This window comes from Enterococcus hulanensis (assembly GCF_005405485.1).
In the GTDB taxonomy this organism is placed as follows: Bacteria; Bacillota; Bacilli; order Lactobacillales; family Enterococcaceae; genus Enterococcus_A; species Enterococcus_A hulanensis.
The window spans coordinates 160,075-182,885 of sequence record NZ_BJED01000003.1 but is presented as its reverse complement, the minus strand read 5'-3'; the positions used below and the strand labels follow the sequence as shown (position 1 = coordinate 182,885).

22 protein-coding genes are annotated in these 22,811 nt (G+C 35.2%); 20 read left to right on the top strand and 2 right to left on the bottom strand.

Annotated elements, in window-relative coordinates:
• Positions 1–85: 85 nt before the first annotated feature.
• The 11 genes from FFR60_RS04780 to FFR60_RS04730 all read left to right on the top strand — a co-directional run bounded on the left by FFR60_RS04780 (position 86) and on the right by FFR60_RS04730 (position 6,828).
• On the top strand, positions 86–580 hold the full coding sequence (locus FFR60_RS04780; RefSeq protein ID WP_137663266.1) for a PTS sugar transporter subunit IIB: 495 nt from the start codon (positions 86–88) through the stop codon (positions 578–580).
• Positions 581–583: 3 nt separating this feature from the next.
• Positions 584–1,387, top strand: a complete 804-nt coding sequence (locus tag FFR60_RS04775) for a PTS mannose/fructose/sorbose/N-acetylgalactosamine transporter subunit IIC (RefSeq protein WP_137663265.1) — start codon at positions 584–586, stop codon at positions 1,385–1,387.
• On the top strand, positions 1,384–2,196 hold the full coding sequence (locus FFR60_RS04770) for a PTS system mannose/fructose/sorbose family transporter subunit IID (RefSeq protein WP_137663264.1): 813 nt from the start codon (positions 1,384–1,386) through the stop codon (positions 2,194–2,196). Before FFR60_RS04775 ends, FFR60_RS04770 begins: the two co-directional genes overlap by 4 nt.
• Before the next feature lie 15 nt (positions 2,197–2,211).
• Positions 2,212–2,610, top strand: a complete 399-nt coding sequence (locus FFR60_RS04765; RefSeq protein WP_137663263.1) for a PTS sugar transporter subunit IIA — start codon at positions 2,212–2,214, stop codon at positions 2,608–2,610.
• Positions 2,611–2,649: 39 nt separating this feature from the next.
• A complete protein-coding gene (locus FFR60_RS04760; RefSeq protein WP_137663262.1) occupies positions 2,650–3,594 on the top strand; it encodes a class I mannose-6-phosphate isomerase in 945 nt (314 codons plus the stop codon).
• 23 nt (positions 3,595–3,617) lie between these two features.
• A complete protein-coding gene (locus tag FFR60_RS04755; RefSeq protein ID WP_137663261.1) occupies positions 3,618–4,757 on the top strand; it encodes a mannitol dehydrogenase family protein in 1,140 nt (379 codons plus the stop codon).
• 168 nt (positions 4,758–4,925) lie between these two features.
• On the top strand, positions 4,926–5,246 hold the full coding sequence (locus FFR60_RS04750) for a DUF960 family protein (protein WP_137663260.1): 321 nt from the start codon (positions 4,926–4,928) through the stop codon (positions 5,244–5,246).
• 54 nt (positions 5,247–5,300) lie between these two features.
• Positions 5,301–5,780: a JAB domain-containing protein gene (locus FFR60_RS04745; RefSeq protein ID WP_249354950.1), complete on the top strand. Its 480-nt coding sequence runs from the start codon at positions 5,301–5,303 to the stop codon at positions 5,778–5,780.
• Between the two features lie 58 nt (positions 5,781–5,838).
• Positions 5,839–6,141 carry a 4'-phosphopantetheinyl transferase gene (locus tag FFR60_RS04740; RefSeq protein ID WP_137663259.1) on the top strand — a complete coding sequence of 101 codons (303 nt, stop codon included), beginning with the start codon at positions 5,839–5,841 and terminating at the stop codon, positions 6,139–6,141.
• The gene (locus FFR60_RS04735; RefSeq protein WP_171004868.1) at positions 6,134–6,289 is read left to right on the top strand and encodes a hypothetical protein; all 156 of its coding nucleotides are present in this window, start codon (positions 6,134–6,136) and stop codon (positions 6,287–6,289) included. The genes FFR60_RS04740 and FFR60_RS04735 overlap by 8 nt, the downstream gene beginning before the upstream one ends.
• A gap of 32 nt (positions 6,290–6,321) precedes the next feature.
• On the top strand, positions 6,322–6,828 hold the full coding sequence (locus FFR60_RS04730) for a DUF1643 domain-containing protein (protein WP_137663258.1): 507 nt from the start codon (positions 6,322–6,324) through the stop codon (positions 6,826–6,828).
• Between the two features lie 633 nt (positions 6,829–7,461).
• Here FFR60_RS04730 and FFR60_RS04725 read toward each other — a convergent pair.
• Entirely contained in the window at positions 7,462–8,103 is a 642-nt protein-coding gene (locus tag FFR60_RS04725; RefSeq protein ID WP_137663257.1) for a TetR/AcrR family transcriptional regulator, read from the bottom strand.
• A gap of 540 nt (positions 8,104–8,643) precedes the next feature.
• Between FFR60_RS04725 and FFR60_RS04720 the strand changes: the two genes are divergently transcribed.
• The 8 genes from FFR60_RS04720 (at position 8,644) to FFR60_RS04685 (ending at position 20,955) form a co-directional block, all read left to right on the top strand.
• Positions 8,644–10,074, top strand: coding sequence for a helix-turn-helix domain-containing protein (locus FFR60_RS04720; RefSeq protein WP_137663256.1), 1,431 nt, complete (start codon positions 8,644–8,646; stop codon positions 10,072–10,074).
• A 93-nt stretch (positions 10,075–10,167) separates the two neighbouring features.
• Positions 10,168–12,975, top strand: a complete 2,808-nt coding sequence (locus FFR60_RS04715) for a Cna B-type domain-containing protein (protein ID WP_137663255.1) — start codon at positions 10,168–10,170, stop codon at positions 12,973–12,975.
• A gap of 763 nt (positions 12,976–13,738) precedes the next feature.
• Positions 13,739–17,500 carry a WxL domain-containing protein gene (locus tag FFR60_RS04710; protein WP_137663254.1) on the top strand — a complete coding sequence of 1,254 codons (3,762 nt, stop codon included), beginning with the start codon at positions 13,739–13,741 and terminating at the stop codon, positions 17,498–17,500.
• 22 nt (positions 17,501–17,522) lie between these two features.
• Positions 17,523–17,885, top strand: coding sequence for an EF2685/EF0750 family sortase-dependent surface protein (locus tag FFR60_RS04705; protein ID WP_137663253.1), 363 nt, complete (start codon positions 17,523–17,525; stop codon positions 17,883–17,885).
• 12 nt (positions 17,886–17,897) lie between these two features.
• Entirely contained in the window at positions 17,898–18,539 is a 642-nt protein-coding gene (locus FFR60_RS04700; protein ID WP_137663252.1) for a WxL domain-containing protein, read from the top strand.
• Between the two features lie 157 nt (positions 18,540–18,696).
• Positions 18,697–19,722 carry a WxLIP family cell surface protein gene (locus FFR60_RS04695; protein WP_249354949.1) on the top strand — a complete coding sequence of 342 codons (1,026 nt, stop codon included), beginning with the start codon at positions 18,697–18,699 and terminating at the stop codon, positions 19,720–19,722.
• A gap of 112 nt (positions 19,723–19,834) precedes the next feature.
• On the top strand, positions 19,835–20,551 hold the full coding sequence (locus tag FFR60_RS04690) for a helix-turn-helix domain-containing protein (RefSeq protein ID WP_088934391.1): 717 nt from the start codon (positions 19,835–19,837) through the stop codon (positions 20,549–20,551).
• A 230-nt stretch (positions 20,552–20,781) separates the two neighbouring features.
• Positions 20,782–20,955, top strand: a complete 174-nt coding sequence (locus tag FFR60_RS04685) for a hypothetical protein (RefSeq protein ID WP_171004867.1) — start codon at positions 20,782–20,784, stop codon at positions 20,953–20,955.
• A gap of 253 nt (positions 20,956–21,208) precedes the next feature.
• Here FFR60_RS04685 and FFR60_RS04680 read toward each other — a convergent pair whose 3' ends face one another.
• A complete protein-coding gene (locus FFR60_RS04680) occupies positions 21,209–21,553 on the bottom strand; it encodes a winged helix-turn-helix transcriptional regulator (RefSeq protein ID WP_206919522.1) in 345 nt (114 codons plus the stop codon).
• 101 nt (positions 21,554–21,654) lie between these two features.
• Here FFR60_RS04680 and FFR60_RS04675 point away from each other — a divergent pair, with 101 nt between their 5' ends.
• Positions 21,655–22,548: an aldo/keto reductase gene (locus FFR60_RS04675; RefSeq protein ID WP_137663250.1), complete on the top strand. Its 894-nt coding sequence runs from the start codon at positions 21,655–21,657 to the stop codon at positions 22,546–22,548.
• Positions 22,549–22,811 lie beyond the last annotated feature (263 nt).

Below are 22,811 nucleotides of genomic sequence, written 5' to 3'. Positions count from 1 at the left end.
TTTTTCCTATGGTAAATTGTAGTTGTTAAAACTTATATAAGCAGGAAAAAACGTTTATCCTAATTTTTTAGTTGGAGGTTGAAAGATGATTACTTTGTATCGAGTTGATGAGAGACTGATCCACGGTCAAACAATGATCAAATTATTGCCAAGCTATCCTTGTGATGCAATTATCATTGTTGATGATAAGATCGCAAAAAACAATCAAATGAAGATGGTTTATCAAAGTGTACTACCTACTAATGTAAAACTTTATGTTTTTGATACTCAAAAAGCACTAAGAAAATTACCTGAAGCAGAAATTTCTAAAAAAAAGTACTACGTGATTACTAAGGAAATTAGTGAATATGAAAAATTATTAGAAGGTGGTTACCGTGTGAATCGACCGATTACTGTCAGTTGTGCGAACAAAAAAGAAGGCTCAGTTTCAATCAATAGTGGTTTCGCGCTCCTTCCAGAAGAAATTGAAGTTTATAATCGTCTTGATGATGCGGGTTATAATTTTGAAATATTAACGTTAATCTCTAGAGTACCTCAAAGTTGGAAGACCTTTCGAACACAAATCAAGAAGGAGGGATAAATAATGTTTGTTTTACAATGTACTCTAATATCTTTGCTATGTGCGATTAGTGGTAATGCTTTTCCGTTGCTAGGAGGTTCTCTTGGTTGGTACACATTGGGACGTCCATTAATCGGTGGTGCACTATGTGGCCTGATTTTGGGGGATGTACAAGCGGGCGTGACATTAGGTGTGGCCGTCCAGCTTGTATTTCTAGCTGTTGTAACACCGGGTGGTGCGATCGGTGTGGACTTGTCTTTCATGTCCTTTCCAGTAATGGCAATTGCGATTTTATCTAAAATGGATACGGGATCAGCAATCTCTCTTGCTTCAGCAATTGGCGTTTTAGGAACGTTCACCTTTCAAATAACTGCATTTATCACGAGTTTATATGGGCCAAAAGTAAAACAGTCTTTAGAAAAGAAAAATTATGCACAGTTTATTAGAAGGTATTGGGGTTTTAAACAAATTGTTTACATGTTAATCCGTTTCGTTCCATCGTTTGTTGCCATCTATTTTGGTTCAAAATATGTTGCAGACTTTATGCAATTGCTTCCAGAATTTGTTACGAATGCAATGAATGTATTGGGAGGAGTTTTGCCTGCAGTTGGAATAGCAGTTCTTTTGACGATGAGCATACGTAATAATTTCTTCGTTGTTTTCTTTGTCATTGGTTTTATCTGTGTTGTTTTCATGAATGTAAACATTATTGCGTTGACATTCATAGCAGCTGGCACTGCCTATCTTTATTATATCGCGAATTCTTCTAGTAATTCGAATAATAATCAAACGGATGCTATCTTTAACGAAGATGAGGAGGTTCTATGATGAAAACAGCAGAAAGACTAACTAAAAAAGAACTATCGACGATTTGGAGAAAATTTTATCTTTCTTATGGCGCTTGTGGAGGATACGATGTTTTATCGGGACCTAATTTCATGTGGGGCCTAACACCTTTATATGATAAGTATTATGATAATGACCAAAAGTGTGAACGTATGTTGAAACACTATAAATTTTTTAATGTGGAAAATATTTTTGGTAGTATCATCTATGGAATCGTAACAGCAATGGAAGAACAGAAAGCTTTGAATGGAGATATTGATGATGAGATGATTGAAACAACTAAGGTATCATTAATGGGCCCAATGTCAGGCATTGGAGACGCTCTAAATCCAGGGTTAATTGTACCGTTGTTATTATCAATTGCTATTGAGTTTTCAAGAGGTGGTAGTATTTTAGGTGCTCTATTCTATATATTTGTCTACAATATCCTCATGATTGTTATTTCAAAATCTTTGTTTACTAGCGGCTATAAGCTTGGGATGGATGCTTTAAAAAGCTTAATGAGCAAAAGTGCAAGCAACATTAGAGATTCTCTACTCTTAATGGGAATCATTATCATGGGTGGAATCACGGCCAGCTATGTAAACTTTAACTTGGCTGTTACTATCCCTAGCGGGAACGACAGAATTCTTTTACAAGATATTCTCGATGGCATTTTGCCACATTTGCTACCTTTATTACTTGTGATCATTTGTTGGCAAGTTATGGCACGGAAAAATATTTCTATGGTAAAAATGATTTTCATTTTGTTTGTTTTGACATTTGCTTTAGCTTTTATCGGAATTATTTAAAGGGAGTGAATTTAGTTGCAAATTGTACTGTTGTCACATGGCTATTTTGCCAAAGAATTGATGAGGTCATGCAAATATATAAATAGTGATATAGATGATGTTGATTATTTATGTTTAACAGATGAAGGTATTGACAAATTTGGCGAGTCGATAAAATGTCTATTACAAGAAAACAGAGAAGAAGAAAAACTGTTTTTCTGCGACCTTGCACATGGCAGCCCTTACAATCAGTTGCTTATTGCATTATTGGAATTAGGCATTACTAATTATAGAATCATTTCAGGAATGAATTTACCTATGCTACTACAAGCTACCATAATGGTAAAATTAGAAAGCAATTTAGCCCATATTTCCGAAGAATGCAGCAAAATCGGATCTAGTGGAATAGTAGTTTATGAACCAAATAATGATTAAATAGAGCGATAAATTATTTATTTGAAGGGTGGTTTAAAAATGCAAAGAGAAATTTTTGAGATTGAACCTATATTAGAGGAAAGGATTTGGGGAGGAAGAGCTTTAATTGATAAGTTTCATTTAGAAACAGATCTAGAAAATGTTGCGGAATTGTATTCGGTGATAGCTATTCCTAATCATTTAGATTGTGTAGTCAAAGAAATCAACCAACATTTATCAGATTTTTATCTTGAAAACAAAAATCTTTTTGGCTGTAAACCGGATCATTTACCTGTTAGATTAGTTGCAGGACATTCTGTGTCTCCGCTATCTGTCCAACTGCATCCTGATGACGATTATGGTCTAAAACATAGTGGTATGCGAGGAAAAGCTGAGAGTGAGTGGATATTGGGCGATAATAATAACTGTGGAGAATTAATTCTGGGGCATCATGCAAAAACAAAAGAAGAATTTATAGACATGGTTACTCAGAAAAATTGGGGCCAATTATTCAGGAAAATTGATGTTAGGGGTGGCGACTTTATTAACATTCCTACTTGTACGTTGCACGGTTCTGTTGGAGAAGGAGAAGTTGTGGCTTTCTCAACAAATGGAGATGTAACTTATCGTCTTTATGATTATGATAGGATAGGGAAGGATGGACAGCCGAGGGAACTACATGTGCAAGAAATATTTGATAATGTTCGTGTACCTGATAATCAAATTAATTCGGTAAAGTATACTGTTACAGAAAAAGATGGTTGTCTAATTTCCGATTTTTTTGATCAACCGGGTTTGTACACTTGTGGAAGTGTGGAAACTTTTACAAAGGGAGTCTACGAGAAGGATGAGTTTATTTTCTTGTTCTGCATAGAAGGAAAAGGGAAGATCGAAGCCAAGGAAATAAAAGCAGGAAAAACCTTCTTTATTCCATGTAATCATGGACCGGTTCATTTAGAAGGGAAAATGAAATTGGCATACATTAGTTATAAGGATAAAGAATGATCGTGAAGAATTTGGAGGGAAATATGAGTTCTGAAAAAAAGCCATCGGTTGTGATCATCGGTGCTGGTAGATTAGGCAAAGGATTTATTGGAGAAGTTTTTGATAAGGCAAATTGGCAAGTTATTTTTGTTGATAAATGTATCAAAGTGGTTGAGGAGTTAAGAACAGGCTCGTATAAAGTTAGAATTACTGGAGAGAAAGAGGTATCTACGAGAGAAGTCTCTAACTATCAAACAATTTATAGCATTGGTAGTAAAGAGTTTGAAAAGGCTTTTTTAGAGAGTAATTTAGTCATGATACCAGTCTATCCTGAAGATTTAGATGAAGTCTTTACTGATTTAGTTCCGAGCATTCAGAAGATGTATGAGGAAGACTCTAATAAAAAAATCGATCTAGTCTTATTAACAAATCAGATAGGTCTTGTTGAAAAGCTGTACGGTCTCTTGCAATTGAATGTGACAAAAGAGCTTTATGATTGGATTCAGGATCATCTCTTTATTCGAGATTCAATTATAAGAAGATCCACAGATGCTTCATCAAATACTTCACTAAACATTCATAGTATAGCTATTGCATCATTGTTGATCGAAAAGCCAATTCATGTTTCATTAAAGAACGTTGATTGGATGGAAACAGTAGGAGAAGTTCAAAAGTTAAAAAAATTGAAACTTTTCATGATGAATGGTCCTCACGCGGCAGAAGCTTTTATGGGGAAATACAAAGGCTATAACGATATATTGGATGCTCAAAACGACTCAGAAATTGCTGTATTGGTAGAGAAAGTAACCAATGAAATCTATTCAGCCTGCAAAGTAGAATTCGATTTGGACACTGAAAAAATTAATTCAATAATTAAGTTGCCAGAAGAGAATCAGAATATGCATGATAGTACTTTTAGAATTGCATTTGATCCAATTAGGAAGTTAGCTATAGAAGATCGTCTGTGTGGCCCTATTATGTTGGCAGAAAAGAATAAGTTAAACCACATATATTTAGACAAAGCGGTTGCTTATGGTTTCAAGTATTATGATAAAGAAGATCCTAATGCAGTGAAACTTCAAGAAGAGATAAAAGGAAAAGGAATCTTTTCAACTGTGCAATCTGTGACGGGTTTGGAAGATAATGTAGTTTGTAGAATAGTTGAGGAATATGAAAAATTATAATAGTCTATTGCTGAATTTTAACTATCGGAAGAATTGAAAGAGGTAGAATAAAGAAAATAAATCATACTACAGTTCTTACAAAAGTTTCAAATATATATTATTATCATGAAGCTCAATCATCTTAACAGGTGATTGGGCTATTTTTATGTTTAGAAGGAGGAATACCCAATGTTCGATACACAGGAAAATCGCTACATCACGAAGGGAGTAAATGAACAAGTCCCGAAAGAAATTCAGTTACGCTGTTGGCAATTGATCGACGAGAAGATGAAGCAGTCAGAGATTCAATTAGATTACTTACAAATTTTTGAGTTCAATCGAGATGATCAACGAAAGACCATTAACATCACTCATCGACAGGAAGAACCGTTCTTCATCGACTATCACGAATGCCGAATAACAGAGGAATTAACAAATTTCCAAGTAAAGAAATTATGGGTGATTGATGACCAGACACACCAGACCATGTTATTACCAGAGGAATACTAATGAAAAGAATCAAATCATAAGTAAGAAATAATAAAAAAGAATCGAAAGAAGGTCTTGATATTGAGGAATAAAGTAGAGCCAAAGAAACGTGTGACTATCGTTTCCTTACAGATGGTAAAAGAGTCATCCGTACTCTATGCAGGTAGGAAATGTAATAGTCCACAAGCCTTGTATCAGTTATTCGCACCGTTTATTGAAAACAAGGATAGAGAACATTTAGTCATGGCGGGATTAAATCAAAAGCTAGAACCCACAATTATTCAAACGATCCATATTGGTACGATCAACCAATCGTTAGCATATCCACGAGATATATTGAAAGCGGCGCTGTTATCGAATAGCGTTTCAATTTGTATCGCCCATAATCATCCTTCGGGGGACGAAACCGCCTCGTTAGCCGATATTCAACTGACAGCGCGATTAGAAAAAGCAGCGAAACTACTGCAGATTAAGCTACAAGATCATCTTATTATTGGTTCTACTGGAAAGTTTTTATCCATGCGAGCAGAAGGACATATTAGTGAAGATACTTAACCTCAACGACTATTGCAGGTCGTTGAGGTTTTTATTTTGTAGAAAGGAATGAACAGAGATGATGGATGAAGCGATCGTCATATTGAAGGAACAAGTAGGAATACCAACACAAGAAACAGATTGGGGATTTGAGTCTGTCACTGCTGAGCGTGAAGAGTTAGATCCAACAATCATTAAATCAGCTGACATTGACTTACCTAAACTAGTACTGACTCATTTGTACTTGTATGTAGATCAAAGATCGGGAAATGACTATGTAGTGTACTTCATCACGGATACTACCAGTAGTAGAGAATTTACTCGCGGCTTACTAGTAGAAGGAAAACTTCACTGGTATTCAAATGGTGAATCTCATGATTAGTCCAGAAATATGGAAAACGATAGCCGAGTGTTTACAGGAAATCTTATTGGCGCTTGAGAAAAATGAAAGGATTGAAACGAATGAAGAAAATGAAATGGTTCAAATTGATTGCGAAAATCGCAACAGCAGTGATAGTGACATTGATTAACGCACAAATGATTTAAGAAGGGAGAAAGATGAATGATTAAAAAAGAAGTTATTACGATTAATACGGAATCATGGAGATCAGAGGACCAAACGCATCGCTATGTTTTACGGAAACAGTGGTATGAAGGTCTCAAAGAAGAGAAATCAGGAAAATTAGCGCTGGTTATTACTATTCGTCCGACCAGTACATCCGCGTTTGTAGAAGATATGACGAGCATGTTCATTGAAAAGAATATCCGACAATTAGGATTCACTGGCTTTATTGCCGTGAATCTTTTTTCATCTATCCACGCGACCAACAAAGCAACTTATTTAAAAGGAACAAATGAAAATACGCTAGAGGTAATTTCTACTGTTGTAAAAGAAAAACGCATCAGCCAGATTATTTTTGCCTGTGGGTCCATTGTCGAAACCAATTTACTAACGGAAAAGCAAAAGAAGGCAACGAAGATGTTAGTTAATCCCAATACAGGAAAACCCGCACACCCCTTTGAATGTTTATGTGAGGAAGGAGTGAAGCAACTTTTCCCGTCAGAATAATCGTAGACATTTCCAAGTGGAATGTTCTTCATTTTGTCACAAGATAAGTCTTTTCATATATCTACACCTAAATTTAGAAGACGCATTGGGATGGTTGCTAATGGAGAGGATAACTCAATTGATTTCATTTAAATCTGTAAATCTATTAGATGGTGAGTAAGAGAAACTAGCAGTAGGCTGATTCTATAAAACCACCGACTTTTGAGTCGGTGGTTAAGATCATTTTTATACCCTAACTTTCATTAGTCGTTCGAATAGTTGCTGAGCCTCGTTTATCACCACTTCATCCTGCAAATCTCCCAAATCCCGCATACTTTGGTGCAGCAAAGGTAACTGACAAGATATTGAGAACATTTCCATTGCTAAATCTTCGTCATTCTCTACAAAACGCTTTAGTTTTTTTTGCCAAAGCTACAACGGCACTCATATCAAGAACATATAATAAAATAGACCCTAGATAATGGTATCTGACAAAAAATGTCAGCGGATCCCATTATCTAGAGTCTTTTTGGTGCACACTCAAACAAATAAAGTGTAATTATGGGTGATACTTTATTCTGCTTATACAAAATCAATGTTTACAAAGCTGTTGCCATTTTTAATAGTTAAACTGATCGATTGTAAATAAAACTATTACAGATCTTCTTTAACTGTTGTCCATGTCTGCTTCAAAACTTTTTTTAAATTACCATTAAGTAATGGAACGCCCATACTATTTAAAAGGTCGTCAAGATAATCAATCCTCGCATCTACATCGTCAATATCATTATTGAAAAAAGAAGGATTAAACCAAATGTTTAGGAGCAGTGGAAGCACTTCAGCAGTGTAAATTGGTGAAGCTACTTTCATTGAGCCGTCAGCATTTCCCATTAGTATTAATTGATGATACACCGGAATTGCATCTGAGGATAATTGATTCAGAAAAAGTGTTAAAAACTCCGGACTAGACATTAATTTGTAAAATAATTGGCCTCTTGAACTATTACGAATTGCTTTATGTTCCTCATACAATATCTTTCTAATTTTCTCAATTGTATTCAGATTTTTGTCCTCAAGAATATCATTCATAGGTAAGCTATCTTTAAATAAAAATTCGGGCAAAGCTTCAAGAATATCTTCTTTTTTAGGGAAAAAATAGTATAATCCTCCCCTTGATAAATTTCCTGCTTTTTTGCGAATATCATTTGTGGAAGTTTCACTATAGCTTTTTTCAATAAATAACTCTAAAGCACTATTCAAAATTAACTCTCTAGTTTCCTCAGATTTTTTTTTCATTAAAATCCTCTACTTTCTATATTCTGATCAATCCCTTTAATTCAATCATATCTTCAGCGTGAACAATTAGTATTATACCAATTAATATCAGACTGTAGATAAAAAAAATTCAAAGTTTTAAATTTGGTTTTTCTATATTCTCTACAGTAATTTTATATTTATTGCAGAGTGTTCACACCCTTTAGTTGAACACCAAATAAATATAAAAAAACATTTTGATGAGATATATGGGATCACATCTTAGACGTTTAAGATGTGAACAGACCTCTTCATTGACCACACAAAACTAGTTTCGTCCATTTTTGAAGGCTTTGACATTATAGTTGTCATTTTTCGCATTCATTTATAAGTTAATTGTATAAAAATGAATTGTAAACATCATTCGGAAAGTGGACTATGACTACATTTTGTTGTTATTAGGTCAAGTTAAGATAAAAAATAATCGTTTTTTCAAGAAAACAAACAGACAGCCTGCCTCTTTTGTGATAATATCCTTATTAATGAAACTACAATTAATGTCATTATAAGGAGAAATTGCAAATGGTGCACTTCAATAAAGAATTAGTCCAGCAAATCGAAATTATAAATATACTTAGTAGTCAGACAGAGCCACTTTCTTCAAAAAAAATAAGTGAATATGTTGGTGATGTAACTCCTTCGACAGTTCTTAATTATTGCAAGATGCTGAAAGATGATATTGAAAGAATGTACTCAAAGAAAGAATTAAACTTATTCATCGATAAGCAGGGAATCTTTTTAGAAAATAAAGGAGTAACGCTAACAAAAATAAAAAATTATCTTTTGTCCTCAGATTTATCCTATCAAATTCTATATGCCGTTTTAACTCAAGACAAGGTTGATACATACTACTTTTGTTTAACTCATGGAACTAGTCATTCAACATTACGACGAAAAATTAGGTCGATTAATTCTGAACTTTCTAAATATGGATTTCATATTATTTGTGCCAATAATTTCGCTATAAAAGGTGATGAGAAAAAATTAAGGAATTTTTTCTCAGTATTTCTTTGGGGAATTCATCGGAAATTTAGTGACATGCCTAATGTACCTAATAAAGACTTCTATTTAAATTTGGCAAAAACTATTTTAAATAGTTCCGATCCTTTCTCATATGAATCAGAATTACTAAGCTTCTTTCTTTTTACAACAAATACTCGAGTAGAGAATGGGCATATTATTAAAAATGTGCAAGGAAATGATGCGATTCTAGAAAATTACAGATGCACTAAACCAAAAGCTCTCTCTCATTGGAATTTTTCTGACTATGTATATACTCACTTTAGTTATTCTAGCTATTATTTTAAAGATATTAAAGATTTGGAATACTTAGACAGCGTTACACTATCCGCTTCAGAACAAAAACTCTTGGATGATTGGGTAGAGATTTTTATCAATATTTTTGGTTCCATTTCGTGGCAAAATATAGATTTCATAAAAAAGCTTTTAAGGAGAAATTTAATATCAGAAAGAGTATTAAAAATATCAACGAACTTAATTCCCTTTTTTTCAAGCGATGATTTCAATACAATCAAAAAGGATCATTTCTTTTTAGAAAGGAAATTTGAGGTTTTTTATACTGAATTATGTAATACTCACCCACATTTAAATAGTGATTACTATCGATATTTTTACTTCTGTATTTGTTTGATAGTTAATCCGCCAGAAGAAACCATACCTAAATTAAAAATTTTTTGTTTAACCGATTATTCTTATGTTTTAAATAAAGTTTTTGAACGTACTTTGAAGACAAAGTTTACTAATAGATATTTGCTGGAATTTTTAAGTGCACCTGATGATGCTGACTTAATAATTAGTAATCTTGTAATACCTAACTCTCTGAAAGATAAATTTAGTGACCGCCAATTTTTACTACTTGAAAATTCATTTTGCAGCCAACATTTGAATATCATTGAAAAAGTAATGTCGACTATAGCTTTAGAGGATTTATGATTATATAGTCCAATATTAAATTAAATAGGTATTTTTCGGCCGTTTTACAAACAGACTGCCGGTATTTAAAAAACAATAATAGGAGTGTACAATATGAAATTTAAAAAAGGATTCAATAAAAAAAGACGAGGTTTGTTCTCTATATTTTGTTTTTTGGCACTAATGATTTTTATCCCATTAGTTATTGCAAATGCTCAAGAAACAAGTCATTCTGAAACTTCTGGTATTTCAGAAAGCAGTACATCGAAATCAGAAGCTTTAGACAATAAAGTAGAGAAGAAGAGTTCTGTTAGTAATGAATCAGCAAAAAAAACAGCTGAAAGTCAAGAGAGTATTCTTGAGAATAAAGTGCCAGTTACACAACTGAAGGATACAAATGTTTCTAAAAATACGAGAGTATCATTTGCCGGTGAGTCAATTCTAAATTACCAAAATACAGTTATTCCAGATGATGATACTGAGATTCCAGGTTCCTTTGTAATTAAGTTTATTGATGGGAAAACTTCAGTTGAGCCAATTGGAGAAGGGTGGCAGTCTGTTTCGAGTACTGAGTATGGCTTCGTAGCAGCCGAATGCGAAAGTCAGAAAGGAAATATCGGGATACTTTATAAAAATGTTGGGATATATGAAGGAAGAACGATCAATTTGAAAATTACCATCAATGATTGGTCTCAGTTCTCGACGGAAAATGGCTACATTAAATATAGGAAAAACAGTATTGGAACAGCTACTCAAAAGTTCAATTGGGTTGATCAAACTTGGCAATTTGAATATTCCGATGGTCAAACAGCCGAGTTAAAACATACTTATATGACTTGGTACGATATAGACCAGCTACAATTTATGACCTTTGAATCAAATACTGTTAATAGTATTGCGGCTGTTTATGTTTCTGCCAACAATTGGATGAATTACTCTAATAACGACTCTTTTGGAACAACTTTTTATGCTCCAACTGATGAAAAATCCAATGATGACGATGACTTTGCAATGTATACAACGCTATTTTCTAATGTATCCTCAATCCGTTTTAAATGGGGGAAAGATTATTCAAATCAGAACCCATCAGGGACTTTGGGTGCAGGTGAATTTTTAGGATTTACAGCTAAAAAACCTGCTCGAACAGCTCCTGATGCACCAACCAAAACCGTATCTGACAAAGATGAGTTTAACGAACATGAACGAAACAATCTTTATAATATGAACGAATCATTTAAGTATGACATTTATCAAAGTGTACCTGATGAGTACAGTGAGTTTTACTATGATTCATTTACTATCAAAGATAATGTTGATGAGAAACTGAACGTTGAAAATGTAAAAATTTTTAACGGCAACGATCAAGATGTAACTGACAAATTCTCTATTAGCAATATAGGGAACGAGTATAGTTTTTCAGCCAATGAATTCTTTTTGAAGGATAAAAATTTTTACTATACAACGTATCGAATTGAAATCCAAGTTAGTGTTAATAAAAATTTGGAGCAAATTCCTATCGAGGAAAATGGATCAACGTACAAGTACGACAATAGTTCAACTATAAACATAGCTATTGGAAATAAAAATTATTTGAAAGAATCTAACACGGTAAGTACCTATGTTGAAAGACAAAATATTCCAATATTAAAAATTTGGAACGATTTTGATAATTTATATGGAAGCAGACCGGATAGTATCAGTGTAAATCTTTATAAAAATGATGAAGTTATTTCTACAAAAGAGATTACAGAGAAAGAGAATTGGAAAGGACAATTTACCGATCTAGATGTACAAGATGATGAAGGAAATTATATTCAATATCGAATGGATGATAAGGTCGATGGGTATAATTCTGTTTTTGAAAATGGTTATCTTATTAATGAACTCAATAATAAGACCAGTATTTCAGGAGAAAAAACTTGGCGCGACAATGATAACGAACTAGGCGAGAGACCGGAAGCAATTATCATTAATTTATACCAAAAAGAGGGAAATGATGAATTGCTTATAAAGACTGTTGAGGTAACTGAAGCTGATAATTGGCAGTATAGTTTTAATGATTTGGATAAGTACGATAATAATGGTAAAGAATACAGTTATCGAGTAGATGAAGAAGAAGTACCTAAGTATAAAAAGATAATTGAAGGTAATAACATAATCAATTCTTATATTGGCGAAACGCGTATTGAGGGTGAAAAAATTTGGCAAGATCAAGATAATCAAGCCGGAAAACGACCAAATAAAGTGACCGTTAATTTATTAGCGGATGGGAAAATGGTTATGAGCCAAGAAGTCAGCGAAGAAACAGACTGGAAATATAGCTTTGAGAATTTGCCGGAATATGAGGATGGAAAAGTAATTGAATACACAGTGACAGAAAACGAAGTCCCAGGATACACGACAGAAATTAAAGGAACAACACTAACGAATCATTATACACCGGGACAAAAGAGCGCAACGGTGACCAAGCGCTGGGAAGACAATAATGACAAGGATGGCATACGACCTGATAAGGTGACCGTTCAATTATATGCAAATGGCGAGAAAAAAGGGGATTCAATAGATTTAAATACCGAGAATCAATGGACGTATACGTGGCAAGGACTACCAGAAAAAGTACAAGGTAAAGAGATAGCGTATACGGTCAAAGAAGTAAATAAAGTATCAGGTTATACAGCAACGGTTAATGATAATGATTTAGGAAATATCATCATAACTAATGTGCACAATTTGAAAACAAGCACCTCGAAGACAAGCACATCGAAAACAAGTCCCTCGAATGCGTCAAAAAACAATGGAAAAATATTTCCTAAGACAAACGAGGTAATACGATGGGAATATCCGATGATTGGTTTACTACTTATAACAGGAATTCTTATCGCTTTTTACAGAAAGAAATCAAATGGTAAAGTGGGTAATTAGTTTTTTTGCTATTAAAGAAATTTGGCAGCTTTCAGTTCAGAAAATAATTACCAAAAGTCTTTCGATTTGAATCAGCTCCAAATGAAAGCTGAACGACCTTGCAGCTATTAATGATGATAGTGCATGGTTGTTCAGCTATTTAATGCTTTATAAGAGTAAATAAGCTATTTTGTTTGTCAAAAATTTGTAGCTGGGCATCATTTTTTCTTTTTGAATCAGCTGCTTCATTCTATTTTTTTGAAGTTAGAAATTTAAAAAATGAATCTAAAATCTTTCAACACTAAATAAATTGAGAAGCAACGATTATATGTATATTAATTGTTCGTAATTGTCTGGCGATCTTGCAATGTTGCTTGTTTTATATTAAATAATATGAAAATAAGGTTAACTTAATTTATATTTTGTGATATGTGTTCAAAAAAATAGTCAATGATAGTAAAAAATGAACGTGATTTTACTATTTGGATTTGATAATATGACAAATGTGAAAGCTGATTATAAGGTAAATGTTATTGCGATGTTGTTTAAATATAGTTTTATCAGGTAAGGAGTTTTGGATAAGTTTAAAAATAAATTTTAATGATTAGAAAAATAAAGAGAAGATTTTATCGTGCTTTAAATATTCTCGATTTTAAATGACGAAAATTCAACAGCCAGAGATGCGAGAGAATATGAGGAGAAGAATAACGAATCTAAAGAAATAACAGGCGGCTCTGGTGTTAAGGAAGATTAAAATCGGAGCAAAATAGGAGGTGGATAGTTTTTGGGGAAAAAGTGTAAGTACTTGAAAAATATAAAGAGCGTGATTAGAAAATTAAAAATTGTGATGATTATTGGAATCACTCTTGATGCTAGCAGTCTAGTATGTTCAGGCATTGCTTTTGCTGAGTCAAAAACTGAACCTAAAACTGAAATTAGTTCACAAGAATCTATTCAGAGCGATGTTGTGGAAAATGTTTTAGAAAAGGAACCTTACAACAACTCAACAGATACCAAACAATTCGTTGACTCTTCAACTACAGAAGAAAGTGTTTCTCAGGTTCCTGAGAATACAGATGTTGAAGAACCTGCAAATAATTCTCCCCAAAAGACTAGAGGAGCAGCGGACGCTGTTGCTTCGAAAATAACCGTTGCAAATACTGGCATCGTTTTGAAAAACGATGGAAGCTATCTTTTGATGGACACACCGAAAGATTACGTGGATGGTACATATGATCCTGATACTCATGTTAAAGAGGAAGGGCTATATGACGAAAACACCATCATTGAAATTTCAAATACAAATAGTTCGAATATCAATGAACTCTATTCTGAAAGAAGAACTTCTGGAGTTAATCAGATTCAGCAAATCATAATCGCTGATGGAACTTATAGTGAGCTAACTATTATGAGTAATTCAGCATTAGATATTCAAAATGATTTGGATTATGGAATAAAAGTTTCAAAATTGATTATTGGTGAAAAAGAGGAATTGGATTGGAAGCCTGTAAATCTAAATGTATCATCAAGCAAGATTGGAATATATACGATTGATGGCACGGAGAATATTACTGGTGATGTTCATACATCGGCGGGGCAAGCAGGGATCAGTATAACAAATGAAAATCCACCATTATCCGAAGACTATGTATCAATGAAAACCTTTCAGAAGAAGCTTGAACAAGAAGGAGCATATGGGGAGTATATAGGAGAAATTGGAACAAAGATGTATGCGGAAGCAAATGGAAGTTCTGGTTCGGGAGCCATTTTTACAATGTATACATTAAATGGAGCTAAGTTGACGGGCAAGTCTCATTCAACTGGCTATGGTGTTTTATCAACTGAAGGAGCACTTGTAGAAACAAAAAACGGAAATGCTGGAGAAGTTTCTGATCGTACTTATGAAGCGGATCTTTCCGGAGAAACAGCAACTGGTTCTGGTGTTTTTATCGAAAGTATTTTATCAAATTATGGTGGGATAGTTACTGGTAACTCTATAACGGGAAAAGGTGTCGAAGCTGGTTACTATGAATCCTATCCTGATCCATATAGCGGTGAGGATTACCCTTCTGAGCTGAATGGATCAACCGAAACAGGGTTCGGGATTATGATGAGGGACTTTTATGAAAACGGCGAAGAGATCGAAGTTGAAGCTGGATCAATAGGATTGACTTCAGGGAAGATCAACGGTCAATCAAAAGATGGAACGGGTCTTTTCTCTGGAGAGATTCGAGTGGATCCGGATCAAGAGGTAGATATTAGAGGTTCTGCCACTAAAGGACAAGGAATTGTTGCGAAGGGGATATTTACCAATAAATATAATTCTCCAAGACCAAAGATGTCTATTTTAGGAGAGTCAGCAGGTGAATCTAGTACGACTCTTTCTACAATAGAACAACTATATTCAGATAGTGATATTTCAACTGGTGAACTTCCTATATCCGCTGGAACAATTTTACTCCGTGGTATAGAGCATTCAGGAGTTGATTTAAGTTTAAAAGGAACTGCGCCGATTGAAATAGATCACTCATATGGTATTTACTCCAAGGATGGAATGGAGTCAAGTATTGGTATTGCTGGTGATAAAAGCGTAAAGATTGAAGCCGAAGGTGATTACGGCATCAAGGCTAGTAAATTAGAGGTTGGATTAGACGAACCTCTAACCGATACTGAAGGATTGATATCAGTAGAAGTAAATGCTCGCTCTGTAGGAATTCAGTCAAAACGAGATATCGCGATTTTTGGAAATTGTGAAACTGAACGTGATACGGGCTCGAAAATTAATATAGTCGCTAGTGAAGGAAATGGTATTGTTTCTCCACAAGGAATACGACTATTTTTTACTGGGGAAGCTAATATGCACCAAATACCAGTGACGATCGCAGCAAAAAATATTGCTATAGAGGCGGATGTTACTGATGGAGATGAAAATTATAGTACACAGATGGAGTTCACTGGTGTAAATGTCATGATTTCAGATGCCGCAATTGGAATTAAGGGAGTAAACCAAAGAAATTATAATTTTGCAGACAGTCAATGGTCCATAAAAACTAGTGAGAAAGGAATTGATCTCGAGGAATTTGATGGATCAGGCTATATGACAATTAATAAATCCTCTATAGATATTGAAAGTGGCAACTTTGGATTTAAAACCAATAACGTAGACATAGTCATTCTAGGTGGAGACAGTCAGAGAAATGGGCATCGAAGCGATACTATAGATGTAACAGCAGAGAAATATCCGATCTGGTTTGCTGGAGATTTTTCAGGCGGACAACCAATTGTTACTATCTATAACAATAAAAACTATGATGAATCTTGGACTGAACAGCCTAATGAGTTGCGTATCATAGCAACATCTAAATTACTTCAACCCGATAAAGGCAGCCAGCCGGCCTTTTATGTAGAGGATCATTCAATGTCCGCTGAGGGTTCGCAAGAGGAAGTAAAAATCATTGAAAACTATGAGACAAAAGTTTCTGAACCATTCAATGCCACACCAACTACACCGTACTCAGCAGCTGCTGATTTTAATATTGAAAAATATGCAAATTATGAATGGAGTGCTGTTAGGACAGATACGAGCAACGCGATTATTGTTGATACAACTCAAGTTGCTCAAAATAAACTATCTACCCCAGATACTGATTACAATGAAGCGAAATTGACTGCAAGAAGGCTGAACCATAAAACGGAAGAACGAATTTTTACTGACGAGGATAATATTGTAAATCCAGACATGATTTTACACGAGATTAACATGATAGTCCGACGAGAACAGCAGTATACAGTTACTTACAATTCTAATGGAGCTGACGGGGGAACTACTCCCAATGATTCAGCTTTATATAGTCAAGGGGACATAGTCAATGTTGCTCCGCAGGGGGATTTAGTCAAATCAGATCATAAATTTGTTGGTTGGTTAAACAGCGCGGATGGACAAATTTATCAAAACCCATTCTTACCCAGCACACCAGCTACGTATGCGATGGGACAAGAAGATGTAGTTTTCACCGCTCAATGGCAGTCGGATAGTATCGCTGAAGAATTAGAATTGTTAACCACAAATATTCCTGACAATTTGAAATTTGGAACCCACAAAATAGATAATACTGCCGACAAAATCTATTACGCCACAGATAGTGGAAGTGATAATGAAAATGAAACAGCAGCAGATATTACAACAGGAGCAGTCGGGGTTAAGGATACACGCTTATCTAATGCTGGATGGAGGTTGACTGTGCAGCAGTTGACTCAATTTGAGACTGCTGCTCATCAGGAACTAGCTGGAGCTCAGTTATCATTTCATGCTGGTGAGCCTGACTTAAATCAAAGTACTGGGGGCGGACCAAGTGGTGTAAACAATCAAAGAGTTACGTTAACACCTAATGTCTCGAGTCAGTTATTGTTGGCCACAGGGGGACAGGGAAAAGGAATTGTCGAATTACCTATTGAAAAATTTAAGTTAGAGGTTTCTGGTAATGCTGAAAAGTATGCTAGTGAGTATAACACTCAAATAGAGTGGTTGGTATCTAATGTACCGTAAATGGAGGAAGGGAGAAGAACGAATGAAACAGCAGCTGACGAGAATTTTTGCTTGCCTGTTTTTGAGCCTGTTCGTATTTCTAGCAAACACCTCTATTGGGTACGGTGCTCAGGAATTGGAAAATAATAAAAATGGTTCAACCGGCAAAGTTGGCTTCTATTTAGAAGACACAAAAACTTCTGAGAGCAATACGAAAGAAGAAACGGTTTCTAAAACACGACCTTCCTCTGACTCACGATCACAATCCAATAAGCGGTTTCCACAAACAGGCAGCCTGCTAAAATGGTCAACAGTTGGCATAGGGATAGGAATAGTAGTGTTTTGTATCATGCTTTATCTAACTAAGTTAGTAAAACATTTGTTGTTTTATTATAAAAAAAATTAAGGAGAGAATAATATGAAGAAAAGAACATTAGGTTATGTGTGTGGAGTCGTTGGGATTTCACTATTAAGTTTGAATGCGGGGTTGCCAACAGCAGATGCAGCGGTCGCTAAAACAACAGATGGGCATGTTGCTTATGTTGAAGGGGAACTAGAGTTAGTTGGCTCTGACTTACCAGATGACCTTGACTTTGGATCGCATACGATTCAGTATGACACGGATAAAACTTATTACGCTACTGACAGTGGAACTGATAATGAAAATGCAACAGCATCAGACCTTACGACAGGAGCAGTAAAAGTAATCGATGGACGTAGTGCTGCTAATAAAGGATGGAGCGTAACTGTTCAACAAACAGCTCAATTCAATGACGGCACAAATGATTTAGCGTCAGCAGAACTATCTGCTTATGGTGATCCATCTTCTCTTTCTGTTTCTGGTTCAACAGATTTCATTTCTGGAAAATTAACTTTAACTCCAGGTCTGGACAAAAAAGTAATGGGTGCAACTGCTACTGAAACTGGTTCAGTTGGAAAAGGAACAACAACTTTGAATTTAACACATTTCACTTTGGATGTACCGGGGGCATCTGCTAAGTCAGTAGGTACCTACGATTCTGAAATCGTTTGGACTGTTTCAGCAACTCCAGCAACTTAATAAGTAACGAGTAAGATTGGCTCAAACATTTCTGTTTTTTAAGGCAATGTTTGAGCCTGTTTTTATGATAAATAAGATGAGATTAAAGTGAGGTCAGTATATGAGAGCCCGTAAGTACGTAGTCTTTTTACTAAGTGCAATTCTAGTTTTAAGTGGTTTGGCGTTTGGCCAAAAAGCAGAAGCAATTGATGGTTTAAAATTTAATGTAAAGCCTAATATTCCGGATAATCAATATAATAAAGAAGTCTCCTACTTCGATCTGATTATGAAACCTGAAGAAGGTCAAGAAATTGCAGTGATGTTGAAAAATACTACAGATGAAGAAGTAGTAGTAATTCCACAGATAAATTCAGCTATGACCAATTCTAACGGAGTCGTTGAATATTCCAATCATAATAATAAGAAACGTGTGTATGATAAGAGTTTAAAAAATAATATAGAAGATATTGTTCAGTTGGCAGAAAATGAGGTGGTACTAGCACCGCAGGAAGAAAAAGAATTGAAGCTGACAATTACCATGCCCTCAGAAGAATTTAATGGTGTAATTGCCGGGGGAATATATTTAGCCCAAAAAGATAATTCGACTGAAGGAACTGAAGAAACGACAAAAAAAGAAACATCAACTAGTTTAAAAAATCTTTATGGCTATCAAATTGGTTTACTGCTGCGAAATAATGAAAAGTTAATTACTCCAGAAGTTGTTATTGGCGGAGCACAGGCGGACCAATTAAACGTACGAAATGCAGTGTCTTTGAAAGTACGTAATACTGCCCCTACATATATAAATAAAGTTCATTTTCAGGCTGAATTAAAGAAAAAAGGTTCGGATGAGGTAATTGCTAAAACAGATCAAAAGGAAATGCAATTTGCCCCCAATACTATTTTTGATTTGTTTGTATCTATGCAAGGGAAGAGGTATGAAGCAGGTGATTATGTTCTGACGGGCTCGATCACTTCTGGAGATAATAATTGGCCAATCAATGAAGCGTTCACTGTAACTCGTGAAAAAGCCAATAAATTTAACGAAGCCGATCCAGATGTTGAACCTGAGGATTATACCATGATCATTATTCTTGGGGCGCTAGTTGCGGTGTTCGCCTTAGCTGCTATCTATTTAATACGCAAAAACAACAAGCAAAAAGCATTATTGAAGCAATTGAACGACGAAAAAAATGAAAATTAAATCATTAATAGTAATTTACTCAGTTGATAGATACTCAGGAATAACTAGGTATGAATAAGAACCATTGCATTACTTTCCAAATTGCTAAAAACACAAAAGATGGAGGGACATTATGACCAGAATATTAATACTAACGAAAAACGTATTGCATGAGGTAAGTTTTGAAAAGCAGTTAAGGCATTTAGGTAATGAAGTTTTTACCTCCTTAACCATATTTGAAAACATTATGTATGATCAACTGCCACGTGACTTTCTGTCGATGTTCCATCAAGTAATTATAAGTGAAACTATTGATAATAAGGAAGCAATCAAACTTATCAATAAATTGAAGCAACCTTCAATTATTCTCTTGAGAAAAACAGACGAATGCTTGGAAGAAAACCGCTGTCTCGAATGGAAAGAGCTCGGACTCACTGATTGGGTTGAGTGTCATCCAACGTTGGAAACGTTAAGAGATCAATTGATTTGTGATCAAGTGGAATTAGCGAATAGTACCTTGTTACATTGCCCTACGAAAAAGAGCATAGATATTCTGAGCCTTCCGTTAAGTGTAGGAGAGTCCAGATTATTGACGATTCTGTATCAGCATCAGAAAGTGTTCACATCTCGGGAAGACCTTTGCGTAGAAATGTGGAGCAAGCCTAAAACAAACTCCACCATGTCTCAACTCTCAACTTTAGTCAAAAAATTGAAACGAAAGCTGGAAGAGTTTGGTGTGGAAGGAGAAATCATTGAGACCTCTTGGGGGCAAGGCTATCGGTTAGCGGAGCAAACCTATTCACAGTTATATATAGGGGACACATACGAATCGTTCGTTCATGAGGGATAGTCTCCATCGGTATGTGGTGCTTTTTCTTAACTTGAAAGAGAGAAAAACTAATTATTCGAAGAACAAGCTGAAACTGCTCATGACTATTGAGCAGTTTTTTCCTTAAAATGATACTCGTTTGAGAATGTTTTTTTTCGTTAGGCGGCACAAATTACTTTTACTAAAAGATTTTAATCGTGAAAGTTTGCTGATATGATGGAGGGGAGACTTATAAGAGGAGAATGCATTAGATGAACGATCAGCAAAAAGAAGCGCTCGCACAAATGGAGGCGCAATTTAGGACGCTAGGAGCCACCCCTATCCAGGCATTATATAAATTGGACTATTCTGATAAATTAAGCAAAGAAGAGTTTGAGATGGTTACGAAGGTATTCGTCAGAAATTATTTATTCTCGGAGAAATAATAACTTCTATCCAATGAAGCGCAATCTAATGCTCTTCATCCGAAGCCCTTTTCTGACACGCAAGATCTTTACAGCAAAAAAACGAATTTTACTTCGTTCCCCACTAGCAGGAATTTCCCTTCTTTTATTTTCACAGAAAATCCGTACTATTTAAAAAAGAAGATTCAATAATTTAACAGCGCGGTGAATTAATATTTCTAAAGACTAAAAAGGACGCGATTTGAACCTATTTGTTCAATCGAATCCTTTTTTTCTATAGTCCTATATTTTTTTGATAAGATTTGCCCCAATTTTCCATGGAGCGCATGACTGGAATAAAACTTTCGCCTAGATCGCTTAAACAATACTCAACCTTTGGCGGAACTGTGTTGTACACTGTTCGTTTGACCAGCTGATCTTGCTGCAGTTCCTTTAGATGCTGGGTCAGCATTTTTTGCGTCAATTTTGGGTCATCAAAAGCGGCTTTTAATTGATTAAAGCGCAGAACCTTATGTTCAGCTAAAAACCAGATGATCGACAATTTCCATTTGCCAGCCATAATTCTCTGAGCCGTGACTAATGGACAGGTATCTTCCCAATCTTCTTGTTTGATGGTCAACACCTCTTTCTTTAGTTACTTTTTTGTAAGTATACCACTTTAAAGTACCTTCTTGTACCTCATAAAAGCGGCTCTTATACTTAGGAAAAGGAGTGAATGAAGTGGATAAAATAGAAATTGGAAATGATTTAAAGGTGAGTAAGATTGGTTTAGGAACGATTAATTTTGGAACAAAACTGGATACGAATGCTGCGCATTTATTGTTATCAAAATATGTGGAGTTGGGAGGAAACTTTTTAGATACGGCTAATAACTATGCCGTTTGGAACGGCGGCGATGGCGGAGAAAGTGAGCGAACTATCGGAGAATGGCTAAAACAAACCAAGCGAAGAGAAGAAATGGTTATTGCTACAAAGCTGGGTGCTTTAGCGACCACCAAAGAAAAGGGATTTTCTAAAGTAGAGGGACTTAAAAGAGATGTCTTGTGGCGTTCAGTTGAACGTTCTTTAAAACATCTTCAGACTGACAGAATCGATCTACTATACCTGCATATTGATGACTTTTCAGTCTCGCAAAAAGAAGTAATGGGTACTTTAGCTGATTTAGTGCGTCAGGGAGTAGTTAAGGAAATAGGCTGCAGCAATTTTTTTGCTTGGCGTGTTGAGCATGCGCGACTGATTTGCCAAGAAAAAGGCTGGCCTTTTTTCAGCGCGATTCAGCAACGCTACAGCTTTTTGTCTCCTTCTGCAACAGCAGATTTATATCCTCAAGTAGTATTAAACAGAGATATGGCAAGTTATCTGCAAAATTATCCCCAGTTAAAATTAGTCGCTTACTCTCCATTGTTAAAGGGCCAATACAACGCAGATCAAATCTTAGATCCAGCATATGATTCTTTAGAAAATCGCGAACGATTAAATTTTGTGAGAAAACAGAGAAAACCAAATTCTTGGGTTTTGAAGCATATCACGGATCAATTTGGTGGAAGTGCAGCGTTAGTAACAACCTCTTCTATTAAACATTTAAAGGAAATTATGGAAGATACAGATTTTTAAAAATAGCCTATGATTTTTTGGATATGCAAGCATCTAGTATCACCATGAAGCTCAATCTTCTTATAGGAGATTGGGTTATTTTTATGCTTCAGAAGAGGATCAAGCAGTTTTTTCACTTCACGCATAGTCAGAAATGGTCCAAAAAATTTTCGCCATAATGTACAGGCCGCAGACTGACTTTAGAAACTGCGATATCATGCTCTAAAACATTAACTTGGGAACTGTGTTAGACTGAGGAAACATGAGGGTGTTAGCTTGAAACA

Coding starts and splice junctions, on each gene's coding strand:
- FFR60_RS04780 (WP_137663266.1), top strand. CDS start 86: ATGATTACTTTGTATCGAGTTGATGAGAGACTGATCCACGGTCAAACA.
- FFR60_RS04775 (WP_137663265.1), top strand. CDS start 584: ATGTTTGTTTTACAATGTACTCTAATATCTTTGCTATGTGCGATTAGT.
- FFR60_RS04770 (WP_137663264.1), top strand. CDS start 1,384: ATGATGAAAACAGCAGAAAGACTAACTAAAAAAGAACTATCGACGATT.
- FFR60_RS04760 (WP_137663262.1), top strand. CDS start 2,650: ATGCAAAGAGAAATTTTTGAGATTGAACCTATATTAGAGGAAAGGATT.
- FFR60_RS04755 (WP_137663261.1), top strand. CDS start 3,618: ATGAGTTCTGAAAAAAAGCCATCGGTTGTGATCATCGGTGCTGGTAGA.
- FFR60_RS04750 (WP_137663260.1), top strand. CDS start 4,926: ATGTTCGATACACAGGAAAATCGCTACATCACGAAGGGAGTAAATGAA.
- FFR60_RS04740 (WP_137663259.1), top strand. CDS start 5,839: ATGATGGATGAAGCGATCGTCATATTGAAGGAACAAGTAGGAATACCA.
- FFR60_RS04735 (WP_171004868.1), top strand. CDS start 6,134: ATGATTAGTCCAGAAATATGGAAAACGATAGCCGAGTGTTTACAGGAA.
- FFR60_RS04730 (WP_137663258.1), top strand. CDS start 6,322: ATGATTAAAAAAGAAGTTATTACGATTAATACGGAATCATGGAGATCA.
- FFR60_RS04725 (WP_137663257.1), bottom strand. CDS start 8,103: ATGAAAAAAAAATCTGAGGAAACTAGAGAGTTAATTTTGAATAGTGCT.
- FFR60_RS04720 (WP_137663256.1), top strand. CDS start 8,644: ATGGTGCACTTCAATAAAGAATTAGTCCAGCAAATCGAAATTATAAAT.
- FFR60_RS04715 (WP_137663255.1), top strand. CDS start 10,168: ATGAAATTTAAAAAAGGATTCAATAAAAAAAGACGAGGTTTGTTCTCT.
- FFR60_RS04705 (WP_137663253.1), top strand. CDS start 17,523: ATGAAACAGCAGCTGACGAGAATTTTTGCTTGCCTGTTTTTGAGCCTG.
- FFR60_RS04700 (WP_137663252.1), top strand. CDS start 17,898: ATGAAGAAAAGAACATTAGGTTATGTGTGTGGAGTCGTTGGGATTTCA.
- FFR60_RS04690 (WP_088934391.1), top strand. CDS start 19,835: ATGACCAGAATATTAATACTAACGAAAAACGTATTGCATGAGGTAAGT.
- FFR60_RS04685 (WP_171004867.1), top strand. CDS start 20,782: ATGAACGATCAGCAAAAAGAAGCGCTCGCACAAATGGAGGCGCAATTT.